This is a genomic window from Vibrio sp. 2092, assembly GCF_033339635.1.
Classification (GTDB): Bacteria; Pseudomonadota; Gammaproteobacteria; order Enterobacterales; family Vibrionaceae; genus Vibrio; species Vibrio alginolyticus.
Window position 1 is genome coordinate 297,283 of sequence record NZ_JAWOUY010000001.1, and the last position, 14,488, is coordinate 311,770.

The following is a 14,488-nucleotide window of genomic DNA, read 5'->3' on the forward strand; positions in this document are numbered from 1 at the left end:
TGATTATCTGTTAGGATTTCGAAAAAATTTAATAATAAAAAGAGGCACTATGTTTTTTAATGTATTAATAAGTGGTGGCTTACTGGTTGTTTTCTTTAATTATTTAGATACTAAATACACTGAGATATTCACCCTCGCACCAAAAGAAGTCTTGATAGCCATGATGATTGCCATGATTCTATCTGCTGTAAATCATATTGTCAGAAGCTTTTATGTGTCTAGAGCAAAGGGGTGGCCTTCAGTAACTGGAAAAATTCTTTATGTCACACAAAAGAAAAATGCATTTTCAGAACGCTTTCAGATTGTGTATTCATATGAGGTAAATGGAGTAAGGTATCGAGGCGATCAGTTTGATTTGGCTTCAAGTTACGCAAAGTACGGGTCTCTAAGACGATACTGTAGAATGAAAAAAGAAGAATTAATGAGTAAGGCAGTGCAGGGTAGACAAGTGAAGGTGTTTTACAATCCAGAATTGTCTAGCGATTGTGTGCTGGACAACAATCCAACATTATCATTAGTGGTTAGTCAGATCCCTTCATATACAGTAATTTTCATATCAATGTATTACTTAGCAGCGCTAATTATTGATATCTTACAACACAATGGAATTATGTAGAGGACTGCTACGGAGCAGTCCTCTAAACATTTACAGAAGTATCTGTCTTATGTACCCAACGCGATCTTTGGTGTTAGGTAACTTCTTGTTAAAATGTATCATTGCCTTTTCACCATGCACAGCAGAGATTTGCATATTCTCAGGGTCTTTAACGAAGATGTTGAGGATGGAATCTCTGTCTTTCACTGAGCGAGAGAAGATAATCTTGCCACCGTCTTCATTTGCATGAATACCAACAATCTTCAGTCTCTTCGCTGCCATTTTAAGCTTGGTGATAAATATTAGGTTTCCGACCAAATATGGAGATTTACCAAATCTATCCTCCATTTCTTGGAATACATCATTTACCTCTGATACCTTTTCAGCCATAGATATTCTTCTATAGTAGTAAAGTCTTAAATTAGGATGAGGTATGTAGTTTTCAGGAATACTGTATTTAACGCCAACGTCTATATTAATAGACTCATCACCTTCTTTAAGCGATTGTAATTGGAAGTCACTCAAGCTTTCAAAATTATTACTCTTAAGGATTTCAATACATTTATTCAAGATAAAGTGATACAGAGAGTAACCCATTTTTGAAATGTGACCACTTTGGCTTTCACCAAGTATTTCACCAGCACCTCGAATTTCAAGATCGTGGTTCGCAAGCTTGTAGCCCTCACCAATCTTGGATGTTTTTTCCATAGCATTTAGTCGTTTCATACCCTCTTCAGTGATGTTGTTCCCTGAAGTAAGTAGATAAGCGTACCCTTGACGAGTAGATCGACCAACACGACCCCTTAACTGATGCAATGCTGCCAAGCCAAAGGCGTTCGCATTTTCAATAAGGATAGTGTTTGCATTAGGAACATCGATACCGTTCTCAATGATTGTTGTAGCAATGAGCATGTCAAATTCATGCTTATAGAATGCTGACATCACTGCTTCAACTTCTAGAGCGTGCATTTTACCATGAGCAATACCTATCCTTAGATCAGGGAATAGATTTTTAAGATATTCAGCTCTAGCATATATAGAAGTTGTATTATTGTGTAAGAAAAATAACTGACCATTACGAAGCATTTCACGCTTAATAGCTTCAACAATTAACTGATCATTAAATTCAGACACAATTGTTCTGATATTCAATCTATTTGCTGGTGGCTGTCTTAAAGTACTAGTGTCCTTAATTCCACTTAGAGACATATTTAGTGTTCTAGGAATAGGTGTTGCTGTCATAGCTAGTATATTAATGCCTGAGAATCTACTACGTATATTTTCTTTGTCGTTTACACCAAATCTATGCTCTTCATCTATAATAACCAACGCTAAATTATGGTAATCGATAGCTCGTTTTATGGCTTTATGAGTACCAATAATGATATGAGCCTCACCATTTTCTATCTGTTGGATAATTTCCTTTTCAATTTTCTGTGTGCCTGATGTTAGCTCTACAACATTGATTCCAAACGATTCAAACCTAGCTTTAAAGCTTCTATAGTGTTGCTGTGCAAGGATGGTTGAGGGTGCTACCAGGACAACCTGAGCACCAGCAGAGGCAACAATCATAGATGCGCGTAAAGCCACTTCAGTTTTACCAAAACCAACATCACCTGCAACTAATCTATCCATAGGTCGTGCAGAGACCAAGTCGTTTTTTATATCTTCAACGGCTTTTAGCTGATCATTCGTTGCTTGATATGGAAACTCACGACAAAATCGGTAGTAGTCAGCTTTCGGCTCGGGTATCTGTATACCCACCATTTTTTCACGCTGAATTTGAGCTTCAATAAGGGTTAGGGCAGTGCCTTCGATATCATCGACTACTTTTGCAATCTCATCTTTCCAAGAGCTGCCTTTTTCATCTAACCTATCAATTTTTACAGATTCAGGGTTTAGTCCATTGTATTTATTTACTAAGTGCAAATCGCTGATTTGCACAAAAGCAAGTGCCGAGTCTTGGTACTCTATTGTGAAATACTCATTACCGTCCGTTTCAAGAGATAGTTGCTTAAGCCCCTTGTATTTACCGATACCGTAATGTGTATGTACAACTAAATCATCGATTTCAAGATCTTTAATAAATTGATGATTGTTATCCTCATCAACTACCTCTGATTCATCCTCTATCTTAGCCTGTATAGGCATACCAAAGATTTCTTTTTCGGTAACAACTAGGATTTTATGAGTATTATCGAAGTAGCCTGTGTTTACATTAGAGTAAACAATCACCGCTTTTTCAGGAGCGTTTTTTGCCTCATCCCACTTTTTAGCAAAGAGGGATTTCATTCTTAGTAGTCTGGATATTGCTACTATTTGGTCGCTACGAGCCTCAGAGTGAAGCACAAAAACGACCTTTTCAGCCTTTTTCACATAAGGAGAAAGCATAGACATGATATCACTCAAGCTATGCTTTTTGCTAAAACCTGTATTCTCAGTATCGTATACTGTATCAAAACCTTTTTTATCTTCAGAAAGAAAGATGCTGTTTGTTCTAGAAATACAGTCAATTAGACTCTCTGAATTTAGCCATACCTTTTGTGGCGGCAGGATTTTTCGCTTCTTATCATCCTTTAACTCTTCATATCTCTCTTTGGCTGTTGAAATAACTTGAGAGTAATGAGAGCTAAATCCACTAGTTAGAAATACATTAAACTGCCTTTCAGACAGTTTTTCCATTAGTGTTGTGTGCTGATCATATAAATAAGTGTAGAACTCAATCCCTTCAGGAGTTTCGCCTGCTGAAATTTGTGAGTAGGTTACATCACCTGTTGCTGATGAAAATTCTTTCCTGAAGTTTTTGCGAAATAGGATGCTTGATGGTTTATCAAGCGGAACCTCTCTTGCTTGCAAAATTTGGATAGACTCAAGTGTAGCAATGCTCTTTTGAGTAATGCTATCGAAAGTCTTGATAGAGGTAATGTGATCACTGTCTGAAACTGCAATACGTGCAGGTTTATCATGTGATAGGGGGTAGATATCAAGAATGTTATTGATAACCGTGAATTCACCTGGTTTGGTGACTTCAAGATTCGCTTTCTCGTAACCTACAGCAATCAGTTTTTCTTCAACTTGTTGAATTGATACTTGTTCATTAACTTTTAAATTAATCTGAGTATTTATCCAGTAGTCGAAATCCATTATGTACTGGGTAGCTGCCGCAGCAGTGGTAACAACAAGACGTTTGTCACCATTCATACTCGCAAGTTTGTTGAACGCAGAAATTCTTAATGCGGAAACTGACGCGTTCGGTGATTCTGTATCATATGGAAGAACTTCAATCTCTGGAATGTGTATGATTTGATCTTCATTGACAGCAGAGAAGAATCTCAACTGAGACAAAATCTCAGAAGCTTCATTGTTATCCTTACAAACAATGATTGAGCTTTTTACTAAATCACTAAATATTTCGGAAATTGCTAATGATACAGATGAGCCGCAGAGACCCCCGATTCCCTTTTTACAAACATTTTGAATGTTCTTTAGTTCGGAGCACCCAGTGTTACTCATCGTTAAACCTCAGATAATAGACCAACATATAATTTAAAAAATATTATGTTTGATGTCAATGATCTGAGGTTTTTTTATTGGTAAATTAAAGAGATGCGCCGATTAAACTTTTAAGCAGGAAAGCACATATGCTTTCTTTGCATCAGGCCATTTCGCAAATCTTTCTTTGAATGCATCCAAGTTATATTGAAACAACTTATTGTAAGAGTAATTCATGTAATTAGACATTAAGTGGTTGATTAGGTAGCTACCTTCCTCACCCTCAAGCAAAGTATCATTAACTTTGTGAGTATACAGAATGTACTTACTAGTTACTTTGATTCGCTCTGATCTTGTAAGCTTCGAAATGATTCGACTGATCTCATGAAACTCAACAGGTAAGTCATCAGGATTATCCCTAACCATTTGGTTGATTAGATATGAATCAACGCTTTCATGGTTAACGCCCTGGCTACTAGCAAGGTGGTCAATGACGATACGATCACGGATTTTACTAAGATGCTCTTTCACTTCTTGCAATTCAGAACCATTTCTATCAACAAGAATTCTACTTTTTAGAAGAATTTCAATAACCTTATCAATTTCTTGGAAGTTGATGCACTTAATGCCTTTAGGCACTTGGTCGTGAGGAAACTTCTTCTCATCCATAAAGATGACGTATTTATCACCATTCGTCAGATAGATTCGATAAAATCCACCGTAGTGGTTTGTAAATACTGAAGTCTTCTTATACTTATTCTTTTTAGGGAGATAGCAATCGTAAGAAATACTTGGTGTCTTACGACACAACGAAGCAAGGTCTTCAAGCTTATCTTCCGAAAGAAATTCAATACTATCAGAGTTTCTCAGTTCTGATACTTTACCCGCGATTTCTTGGTTGGTTTTGATAATTTTTTTCGGTGTATCACAAACAATTGATAGTTCGTGGATATTTAAGATGTCACTTAAACACTCAACGCGAATAACATTATTTTCGATTTCACCAAACACACTATCCAAAGCAGTTAACGCCATGATTTCATTTTTATTGTCGTTAATAAACTTTTTGATAACGAATGGGGTAGATGAGAAAGATAAGCTAATAGAACGCAAGTTAGCCTGACGAACATCAATGATGATGAACTGGCGGTTTACACCATTAGGGTTCAAAAAGCTGCTATCTTCCATCTCAGCAGCAATCTCAGGGCTGTAGCCGCAAATATCGATGTGGAACTCAGTTAGAGTAGTGCGCTTGCCTGTAAGCGCTGCTAGAGCGTTATTGTAGCGCTCTACCATATGGGGTTTATTAACTAACAGTAACTGACTGTTAATCATGCTTTCAAGTTGCTTAGTGTAATTCATAAAATATTCTCATTACTAAAGCGGGTGACTGGCACCCGCTAATAAGACTTACTGATTGTTCTCTGCTTCACGTTCTTTTTGAAGAAGCAAGGTAGCTTTTTCATTCAGACGGGCTTGACGAACTCTTTCATTAACTTCTTCATTATCGCTCTTGTTCTTAGAGCGGAATTCAGAGTCCATGTAAGCATTAAATTCTTGAAGAATTAGTGAAATCTCAAGTTTCTTCACGTATGACTTGATCATTTCCAGCTTTTCTTCGTAAGACTTGTCGATAAACACTGAGCGTTCTTCGAACCATTCCTCAGGAAGGTCTGCATCTGAAGCACGACCAAGCGCAGATGATGCAATGTTAGCTACTGATCGACCAGAGAAGTCTGGGTATACTGAAAGTACGTTGTCACAGTAAATTGCTACATCTTCAAAGCTTTCAAATTCATGACCAAGCTGCTTGACGGTAGCTTCGTAAACTTCAAGAAGTTGTGGCTCTTGAGGTTTATTGTGCTGCTCATAGCTTTCTTGAACTGCTGTTTGAATTTCTTGAGTGCTTAGTGGCTCATTATCGCCATATGGGATCTCTGTTTTGTTCTTCGATAGAATGTAAAACAGGTCAGCAAAATCCTCTTTTGTCTTAGGACCGTCAATCAAGAAGCGTGTAATTGCACGTTGGCGAAGTGCTGGATCCATATTTTCAGCATGGTTAGTAAACATGCCAAAGATGCAGTTGCCGCGAACAATTGTTTTAGCGCCAGCAAAAGACTCCATAAGAACTGCTGTCACTTCTTGCTGACCAGCAGAAGATTTACTATCACCACGCTTACCTGCAATCTGGTCGATATCATCAATCGTACCAAAGCCTAGACAATCAGGATTCATAACGTTGTTGATGAATGCTTTAGCATTCTGAGCAGATTTACCCTGATACTCACTGATATTGTCAGTACTGAAGTTTTCGTAGTAGTACGGTAGACCTAGTCGCTCACAGTAATCAGATAGTAAAGTTGAGGTCATCTGGATCAATGTTGTCTTACCAGTACCAGGCTTACCGTCACCAAGAATAGTGAATGGGAAACCACCAATCTCAACAAACGGGTTCATTTTACGCTCAAAGTCGTAACAAAGAAGTTTCTTAACGATTTTCAAGCAGTGTTGCTTTGCAATAGCGTTACCAACAACCTCATGCGGCTCAACACGTTTCATTTGAACTTTTTTAGTTGCGTTCTTGGAGATTTTATCAAAACCGTGAACTTCAAACTTATCTTTTTCAATAAAGAAAGTGTTACTCTCATAGGCAGATAAGTGTTTTAAGCCTTCAACGTGACGCTGATTGTTTGAAATTACTTTTTCAAAGTAATCAACAACAACGTTGATTAGGACTTCATCCGACTTAGCCTGGTTCTTAACGTTTTCGTTCAAGCCATTAAGCATTGAGTACAGAGCGTTAAGATTTGAGCTTACATCAATGGTGTAAGTTTGCGCTTCAATATTTGAAGTTGTAGTGTGAGCACCTAGAGCATGAACAATGTAAGATGCAATTACATGAGTACCGATAATCGTGAGAGTTTTGCTCATCTCAGAACGGCGCGTCTTCTCTTCTTCAGTTAAGTATTGATTGCGCTTAATCTTTTCTTCTAGATCTGAAAGACCTGAGAAGTTTGTGTATTGTTCATTGATAGCCGTTGATACAGACAGTGCGCGGCGTAATGCATGAATTACTTTGTGCTGAGATTCAGACGCAAGGGCATCATTTGGAGTCACATTCAAGATTGACTTGTTTAGTTCAACAAGAGTGTTGTTTGAAAGTGATGATGTCATTGAAAAAGAAGAGGCACTCGAATCACTCGCACTATCTTTGTTAGAGTAGTTGAATCGATTAATCAGATTCATCGCGGTAGTGTAGTGTTTCTCGATATCCTTCTCATCTATCTTGATTAGGTTTTTATTTGATTCTGTCATCTTATACTCGTTAATTCATTTATTGATTAATTATTTTAATAACCAAGACTTTTTATCTTGGTTATTAATGCGGTAATCTACATTAAATATCAGGTGTTTACAACCTAATTAGTTCACCATCATCGCCAACCACAAACTTTCTTTCACTTAATAAAGCTTTTTGGTCAGAATCTGCAAGAGCTTGGTATGCGCGGTAAGGGATAATCATACTAACAGCATAATTTGAAATACCGTTATCTACGCAAACAGCATCATGTCTTGGAATGTCGTAAATTTGAACTTCTTGTTTTGAAGATAAAATTCCTCGACTTTTAATTTCCGAACCTTTTGATAATAAGGTTTCAACTTTCCATTGGAATAACCAGTTATCATCAGTATCAGCTACTTTTTTAAGCACATTTTCAATAATGTCATTGTGCTCTGTGATACCACTACAGTAAATTGGACCCAGAGAGACACGCTTCAATTCAACAGGATGAAGGTCGTCAAATTCTCCATCAATGGTTTTAGCAATCTGTAGAAGTTTGTAAGCTGAGATTGTGTTGTCCTTAATAACTTGCTTTAGGCGATCAGTATGCTGATCAACGAAATCTTCAACTTCGAAATCTCTTCGGCTTACTTCAGCCTTCATGATGTAGATGGTTGGGATGCCTCTATCATGGTCGAAGTTAGCCCAAGTCATAAGAATGGTTGGTCGCCCTGTCTTTTCGTTGCTTTCAATTAACCCCCAAGAAGGTTCGTTGTAAGGCAAGAAGACATCATTAGACTCAACCCAATCCAAGTACAATCTGTATGACAGGTTCTTTTGCAAAGCATAAGGAACTTCTTTCTTAGTCATGACATGTGAAAGAATTTTCTCTTTTAATTGCTCAGCAGAAGGGTAGTTTGCTTGTTCATTTTCAATATTCTTTTTGATGGAATCTAGAAAAATGAATTCTTTCCTGGTCGGGAAGCCGCTACCGTCTGTCTGAATTGTAAGTCTTTCAACGCTTTCATCGCGTTCATCGCCGTTAAAGTAGTACTTAAGAGATAGAGCGTTAACCGAACGATAGAAAAGATTAATGTAATGATCTACACCTAATCCATCAGGAAGTTTTGAGCTGCTTCTGAATAAGTTTTCTACTTTTGGTAATACGTGGTTTAGGACATTGAAGTAATGGCGTGTACGTTCATTACATTCAACTTGAGTCCCTTTATTAATTAAATCAGACATTTGATAAACCTTTGAAAACAAATGCCTGATTTAACAGGCATTTGGAAAAGTAGAAACTTTACAATTAGTTGTAATTTGCAGCTTTGTGGTCATCAAGAACTTTACCAAAGCGCTCATAGAACTCTTTGTCAGCAGCTTGTTTCTTGCGCAAAATCTCAGTGCTGTTAGCCATGTGACCTTTATGAGATTCAAGAGTCTCAGCCATGCGGCGGTTAGTCGCAGCACCAATAGCAGCCATGCCTTCTTGAGTTTTGTTATCCACTGCTGCACCAATATCATTGATTGCGTGAGCAATCATTTGCTGGTCAGCAGTTTTTAGTGAGTGCTCGAATTGATCGTAAAGTACTGTACGGTGCTCAGTATCAGTGGTCAGTTTTTCAATTAGAACAATCTGGTTGTTTAGCTGGTTGCTTAAAGAGTCAATCGCAGTTTTATGCATTGAGATGTACTTTTCAAGTGACTGACCTTGTGAAGTAAGTTTCTGAATTTCATTATTTGCATCATTCAGTTCAATCTTAGCTTTAGAAACTTTTGCTTCAAATTCGGCGCGAGTAGTTTGATCAGCAGCTTCACGCATTTGAAGTTCAAGCTCAGTAAGGGCAGGGGCAAGAACGTCTCGGATATTCTTCTCTGCTTCTTCACGCTTAGCAACCACTTCAACGAAAGTTTTCTGCGCATTTTCAAGGGTGGCTAAGCCAACTTCACGTTTTTCACGTAGAATATCGCGTTGACCTTCTAGGATGTGCTTAATTCGGTTTGATTGGTTGATCAGCTCGTTGAGGTTGTCCGAAATATCATTTGTTTTGATACGTTCAGCTCGCATTTCACGCGCTTTTTTCTTAAAGAAAATACCAACAATCTTTTCAGATAGTTTTTCTTCTTGAAGACTAGAAAGTTGAGCGCCAACCTCATTGGTTTGATTATCAAGACCGTGGATCAGGTTTACAATGTCTGCGTTCATTGAATCGCCAAACTTTGACACTTGGCTCAGAGATGCGTTTTCAACATCAATCATAGAGTCAATTGCTACTTGATCAGCGCCCTCGATAATTTGCTCAACAACTTTTGCTGTGTTTTCAGCATTACGAGCAGTTTCTATAACGCTTTTGGTTTCAGCTTCTAACTTATCAAGATTCGTTAACATTCGTTAATTCCTTCGCTTTTATTGATTGATTTAGATTTATTCTAAAAATTTCATTTTATATTACGTATAAAAAACATTCTGTCAACAGCAAAAGTCTTTATTTTTAAGCGTGTTGAGTTTTTATCTGTGATACAAAACAATTCTTTGAGCGGATTGTATACGCAAGAAAGCGACAAGTGCAACGATTTTTTTGAAAAATTTAAGGTGCTGTGAAAAAAGGGGAATTTTACGGTCTACTGGGAAGTGCAGTAGACCTTCATAGCTATGGCTTTATTTTTCTATAGACAGAAATGCTAGGTAGGAACGGTTCAGGTTCAATGGTTGAGTCGGATCGCGTAGAAACGTTTCTGTTTTTCATGGATGGAGCGAATGAAACCTTAAAATCACCTGTCGAACGCACAAATATAGGCATTTTGGTTTTAATGGTAAGTGGGGCTGTCACATCTTCAAAAAAAATGTTCGCCTTTATTGTTGGAGCGTTAGTTCTCACTTGAACAAGCGGGATTGAAGACGGGTGTTGGTATAGCTTCTCTAGCTGAATCTTGATGTGTGGTGGCTGAGATTTGTTTAAAGCTATAAGATCAGCTTCAGCTTTCTCTTTGTCATACTTAACAATGGATTTACCTCGCTTGTAATGTGAATAGGCGACACTCTTCACATTACCATCAACACTGTAAATATGACGATATACTTGCTTTATGTGGATGCGGCTCAAACCCAGCCTTGAAAGCCTGGCATGAATTGCACCCGATTTACAAAGAGTAACAAGAAAATTGTCCATCTCAAGCTTGGATATTTCATTAAGCGAGTTATATAGCTGGTGGAATTCAACCTTCTTTTTGTTCAAAAGGTTTAAGTACTGAATAGTTTGGCGATTGGCTAAAACGATTCCAACATGACATGATGTGAAACGAGCATCTCCTTCACCTGAGTGCCAATAATCATTGAGAGCAGAAGTCAAAAACCCAATACCAGAATTGTGGTTTTCAAATTCAGGCAATATCACAGATTCCTCATCAACCGACCTGATGACAAGATCTGAAAGAAAAAGAATGTCATTGAAACACTTCTTGAATCTAATCGATAACTCAGAAAAGCTCATGGTATCCATCCCTCTGATAATAATAGTGAATTATTGCAGAGGGGTTGACATAAGGCAATATTTTTTCTTTAATACTTGGGTTAAATAATTAAACTTCGTATCGCTCTTTGATCTTAACAGACTCAAACATGAGTTGCTGGTCATCGATGAGAGAACTGATAAAAAAGTAACCTTTACTTTTTAATATTGATAAATATGGAACAGGAAGAAAATCTAAAAGAATTCCACTCTCACCAATAACAAGACAGACTGATCCATCATGATAAAATGCTGAAATAGGCTTATTTTTTGCGAGTTCAGAAGGTAGTCCGATTATCAGATCACCTTCCTGAGATAGTACATATTCTAGTTGATAGTTCATATTATTTATTTCTTATAGTTATGATATAATCGGAGTATAAAACAAACAACAAAGAGAAAAAAGCATAATGAAAAAAGAACATAAAGTTCCTGCATCTGAAGTTATGCAGAATTACAGGGACTCACAAAAAGGAATTAATCATACAATTGAAGTTCACAGGAAATCGATTCCATATGCTACAGAAAATATAACCATTTATACTGATGGTTCTGCTAAAGGCAATGTTCTTAGTTCTGACCAAAAAGGGTTTTGTGGTTGGGCATGGGTGGCAGAACGAGCTAGTGGTGAGCAGGGAATGAGATTCGGCTACCGTGATAACGCAGGTATTTTAGAAGTTGAATTACACGCTATTTTGAATTCAATCTCTGCGATTGAGATTCCCTCAAGAATTTTAATCGTAACTGATTCTCAACATTCTTTGTATTACTTAAACTCAATGAATGAAATACTGGATGCTACTGGCGAGGAACAGTATGAAAGAACTGGATTAATTGAATTAGGGGTTCCTAGAGAGTTTATAGATGATCATGTTAATATTTTGTCTAAAATAAGAGAGACCCTACAATCTAATGAAATGATTGAATCTTTAAAGGCTCAGTGGGTGCGTTCTCATGTCTTAGATGAATACAAAGGAAAAAAAATCTATATTGATGTTGAAGCAGAGCATCAAAGAGAGCTTGTTAATCATTTAATTGGTAATTCCGAGTCGGATTATTGGGCTAGTAAAGGATCAGATAAGGCTATTGAGAATGCTATAAATTACACACTCATTAAAAGAAATAACGATAAGCATTATACTTATGATACAAGCATCGGAAACCCAGAAAAAATTATCAAGAAGAACTTTTCAGGCTCGTTCCATTCAAGAAGTTACGCTATCGACTACATGATCAAAAGGGGGCTTAAAAGATTCAACCTGGATAAGGTTGATGAGATTATTGGTAGTGGTAGTTTAGATAGACTTAATAAAGCCAATGAAATTTGGAAGAAAGCCAGATCAGTATCGAAGGGTATAGATTACAATCCGCAAGATATGGAATTACGAAATCAAGAGAAGCTATTACTAAAGGAGTATCGTTCTGTATTGGGTTTGAAAACAAAGAAATCTGTCTTGCTGGAAGGAAGAAAAACGCCGAGAATGCTAGCTTCAGTTCTACAGTGGAATGAGAATGTAGAGCTTGTTACTAAGGAAGTAGCTCAGTCGAATAGCGCGTCTGAAAAATTTTCTAAGCGATTCGGCGCGTTTAACGCTGTTTCTTTATCCAAAGTAAATGTTGACGTAATAAAGCAAAAACTGGAAAATACCTCTGAAAATGAAAGAGAACCAGGCTTTATCAGGTAAACGGAATATAAATAAATGAATATTTGGCTGCTTTTATGGGTAGCCTTTTTAATTTTAGCATTCTTTTTTAATTACTATAAGATTCATAAACTCCATACGATCAAGTCAAGTTATGGGAATGCTATAAAGGGAAAGGTTATCCACTTAGATAGAGAAAAGAACGAAATAGTTGTAGAGACAAAATTTAAAGGCAAACGCATTCATGTGTCACTAGTATTCAAATACGGCAAGCTATCAAGCTCAAAGTATGAAATTGAAAAGGTGATTGCAAGCGAGAGCAAGTTTAGACAGGTCTACATTAATAGAAGTGACTTAAGACTGTCCTCTTTAACTGACCCAAGGAATGTAATTCCTTTTAGATATTATGGATACTGCACAATTATATTTTGTGTGTTCATTTTTACTTTATGGGTGCTTTTATGAATGTTTTGATTGGAATTTTTGCGCTTCTTCTGTTTGTCTTTCTAGTTAATGACATTAGAGAAAAGCTCATCGACATGAGAGATGTTGTTGGAGACTACCAAAATCAGTCTAAAAAATTAAGAAAATGGTCTAAGAAAAGAGCTGTCATCACAGATGTTCTTATGAATGCGCATTTGATGGAAAATGACGATGCTAATCTAGAAAGATTGGTTTTCACTGAAAACATTAGAATTGATTATGAGTATTTGACTTCAAACGGCAAGACATCTTCGATGTCAGTTACCAACTTTCCTTTGTCCTCCGCTTATGAGCGATTAGTTAAGTTAAAGATAGGTTCTGATGTGCCAGTATGGGTAAATCCAAATAATGAAAATGAATCTTACCTTATCATTCCAAATGATGATGATTTTTCAGACTTTAAAGGTAAACTCATATCAGAAATGCTTCCTCAAATAGCTATTGCTCAATTAATGTTGTTTTTGCTATTGTACCTGATAATTAAATAAACAAAATGAATAAGGTTTGACCCATATGAAAGCCGTAATAGTAAGTTTAGTGTCGATTATCATCTTAATCGGTATTGGGTTAGGTGTAACACATGTTATAAACCCTGACTTAATTGAAGCAACAATGAATAAGTTTAATAAGACAAAAGTCCTTACCATACATGACGCGTACAAAGACCCGTCAGATGCATCAACACTGGAAGAGGAACTTTATGTTCATTATGATGGAGCGGTCGTCCCTCTCTTTTTCAGCGAGTCTGATCTTAGCAGGCTACATTCTCTGGATAAAATCACGTTCGGTAATTCTGACTTAACTGAAGTAGAAGGTAAACTTAAAGAGGCACTTAATGCATACCCACCAAAACCTTATCTTCTCGCGTCAAATTCAGAAGGCAAGAATCTGTGTTTTATGACTGCTCTAGATGACAGAGACTCATCTTCTAAAGCACCATTTTACTACCAGTCTTCAAAGTGCAAAATTGGATTTGAAAACTTTAAAGTACTAATCGAGCCAATTATTCCAAGAGAAGAAGTGCTTGATGCTGCTTACAAATACAAGGAGTTCTACAACCAGAAACAAGATGTAGAGCAAATTGCAGATGAAACCCTATATGAGTATTACTTCAATGTTTACGCGGGTATTGACGCCTCTCTGCAAGCAATGAGAAAGGGTGAAGGTCTAACTGATATTGTTCATTACCTAGATCAGAAAGAGAAAAATGTTGATGCACCTGCTTATATGGTGAGTGACTTTGACAGACCTTTCACTATGAGATTAATCAGAGAGGTTCAGGCTGGAAACATTCCGCTAGAAATTGACACTCTTACTGCTTTTAAAATTACTTATGAATCTCTGAAGGGTAGTGTGCCTCATTACACTGTATTGTCAGCAATCATGAACCAAAAAGAAATCGAAGACAGAGGCAATTTTGCCAGGGAAACAGTGCTTCAGTCTGATGAATTTAAAACAATTAAAAGCATCAACTAACAAAACC

The 14,488-nt window shown here is 37.1% G+C and carries 11 protein-coding genes; 4 read left to right on the plus strand and 7 right to left on the minus strand.

What is annotated here, in order from left to right; genetic code table 11:
* Positions 1-49 precede the first annotated feature (49 nt).
* Complete coding sequence (locus R7P80_RS01815) at positions 50-616, plus strand: DUF3592 domain-containing protein (RefSeq protein ID WP_318096632.1); 567 nt, start codon at positions 50-52, stop codon at positions 614-616.
* Positions 617-646: 30 nt separating this feature from the next.
* Here R7P80_RS01815 and mfd read toward each other — a convergent pair whose 3' ends face one another.
* The 7 genes from mfd to R7P80_RS01850 all read right to left on the minus strand — a co-directional run bounded on the left by mfd (position 647) and on the right by R7P80_RS01850 (position 11,222).
* Positions 647-4,108 (minus strand): transcription-repair coupling factor, encoded by a 3,462-nt coding sequence (gene mfd, locus R7P80_RS01820; RefSeq protein WP_045592816.1) that lies wholly within the window; start codon positions 4,106-4,108, stop codon positions 647-649.
* A gap of 102 nt (positions 4,109-4,210) precedes the next feature.
* Positions 4,211-5,449, minus strand: coding sequence for a DUF6638 family protein (locus R7P80_RS01825; protein WP_116921233.1), 1,239 nt, complete (start codon positions 5,447-5,449; stop codon positions 4,211-4,213).
* A gap of 48 nt (positions 5,450-5,497) precedes the next feature.
* Complete coding sequence (locus R7P80_RS01830) at positions 5,498-7,402, minus strand: ATP-binding protein (RefSeq protein ID WP_256430247.1); 1,905 nt, start codon at positions 7,400-7,402, stop codon at positions 5,498-5,500.
* Positions 7,403-7,499: 97 nt separating this feature from the next.
* A complete protein-coding gene (locus R7P80_RS01835; protein ID WP_020332324.1) occupies positions 7,500-8,615 on the minus strand; it encodes a hypothetical protein in 1,116 nt (371 codons plus the stop codon).
* A gap of 64 nt (positions 8,616-8,679) precedes the next feature.
* Positions 8,680-9,759 carry a hypothetical protein gene (locus R7P80_RS01840; RefSeq protein ID WP_241619718.1) on the minus strand — a complete coding sequence of 360 codons (1,080 nt, stop codon included), beginning with the start codon at positions 9,757-9,759 and terminating at the stop codon, positions 8,680-8,682.
* Positions 9,760-10,021: 262 nt separating this feature from the next.
* A complete protein-coding gene (locus R7P80_RS01845) occupies positions 10,022-10,759 on the minus strand; it encodes a hypothetical protein (RefSeq protein WP_318096634.1) in 738 nt (245 codons plus the stop codon).
* 190 nt (positions 10,760-10,949) lie between these two features.
* A complete protein-coding gene (locus tag R7P80_RS01850) occupies positions 10,950-11,222 on the minus strand; it encodes a hypothetical protein (protein ID WP_241619722.1) in 273 nt (90 codons plus the stop codon).
* A gap of 67 nt (positions 11,223-11,289) precedes the next feature.
* Between R7P80_RS01850 and R7P80_RS01855 the strand changes: the two genes are divergently transcribed.
* The 3 genes from R7P80_RS01855 (at position 11,290) to R7P80_RS01865 (ending at position 14,481) form a co-directional block, all read left to right on the plus strand.
* On the plus strand, positions 11,290-12,564 hold the full coding sequence (locus R7P80_RS01855; RefSeq protein WP_318096635.1) for an RNase H family protein: 1,275 nt from the start codon (positions 11,290-11,292) through the stop codon (positions 12,562-12,564).
* Between the two features lie 419 nt (positions 12,565-12,983).
* Positions 12,984-13,493, plus strand: coding sequence for a hypothetical protein (locus R7P80_RS01860; RefSeq protein ID WP_116921229.1), 510 nt, complete (start codon positions 12,984-12,986; stop codon positions 13,491-13,493).
* A 25-nt stretch (positions 13,494-13,518) separates the two neighbouring features.
* Positions 13,519-14,481, plus strand: a complete 963-nt coding sequence (locus R7P80_RS01865; protein WP_045592826.1) for a hypothetical protein — start codon at positions 13,519-13,521, stop codon at positions 14,479-14,481.
* The last annotated feature ends 7 nt before the right edge of the window (positions 14,482-14,488 follow it).

Coding starts and splice junctions, on each gene's coding strand:
- R7P80_RS01835 (WP_020332324.1), bottom strand. CDS start 8,615: ATGTCTGATTTAATTAATAAAGGGACTCAAGTTGAATGTAATGAACGT.
- mfd (WP_045592816.1), bottom strand. CDS start 4,108: ATGAGTAACACTGGGTGCTCCGAACTAAAGAACATTCAAAATGTTTGT.
- R7P80_RS01825 (WP_116921233.1), bottom strand. CDS start 5,449: ATGAATTACACTAAGCAACTTGAAAGCATGATTAACAGTCAGTTACTG.
- R7P80_RS01830 (WP_256430247.1), bottom strand. CDS start 7,402: ATGACAGAATCAAATAAAAACCTAATCAAGATAGATGAGAAGGATATC.
- R7P80_RS01850 (WP_241619722.1), bottom strand. CDS start 11,222: ATGAACTATCAACTAGAATATGTACTATCTCAGGAAGGTGATCTGATA.
- R7P80_RS01840 (WP_241619718.1), bottom strand. CDS start 9,759: ATGTTAACGAATCTTGATAAGTTAGAAGCTGAAACCAAAAGCGTTATA.
- R7P80_RS01855 (WP_318096635.1), top strand. CDS start 11,290: ATGAAAAAAGAACATAAAGTTCCTGCATCTGAAGTTATGCAGAATTAC.
- R7P80_RS01860 (WP_116921229.1), top strand. CDS start 12,984: ATGAATGTTTTGATTGGAATTTTTGCGCTTCTTCTGTTTGTCTTTCTA.
- R7P80_RS01865 (WP_045592826.1), top strand. CDS start 13,519: ATGAAAGCCGTAATAGTAAGTTTAGTGTCGATTATCATCTTAATCGGT.
- R7P80_RS01815 (WP_318096632.1), top strand. CDS start 50: ATGTTTTTTAATGTATTAATAAGTGGTGGCTTACTGGTTGTTTTCTTT.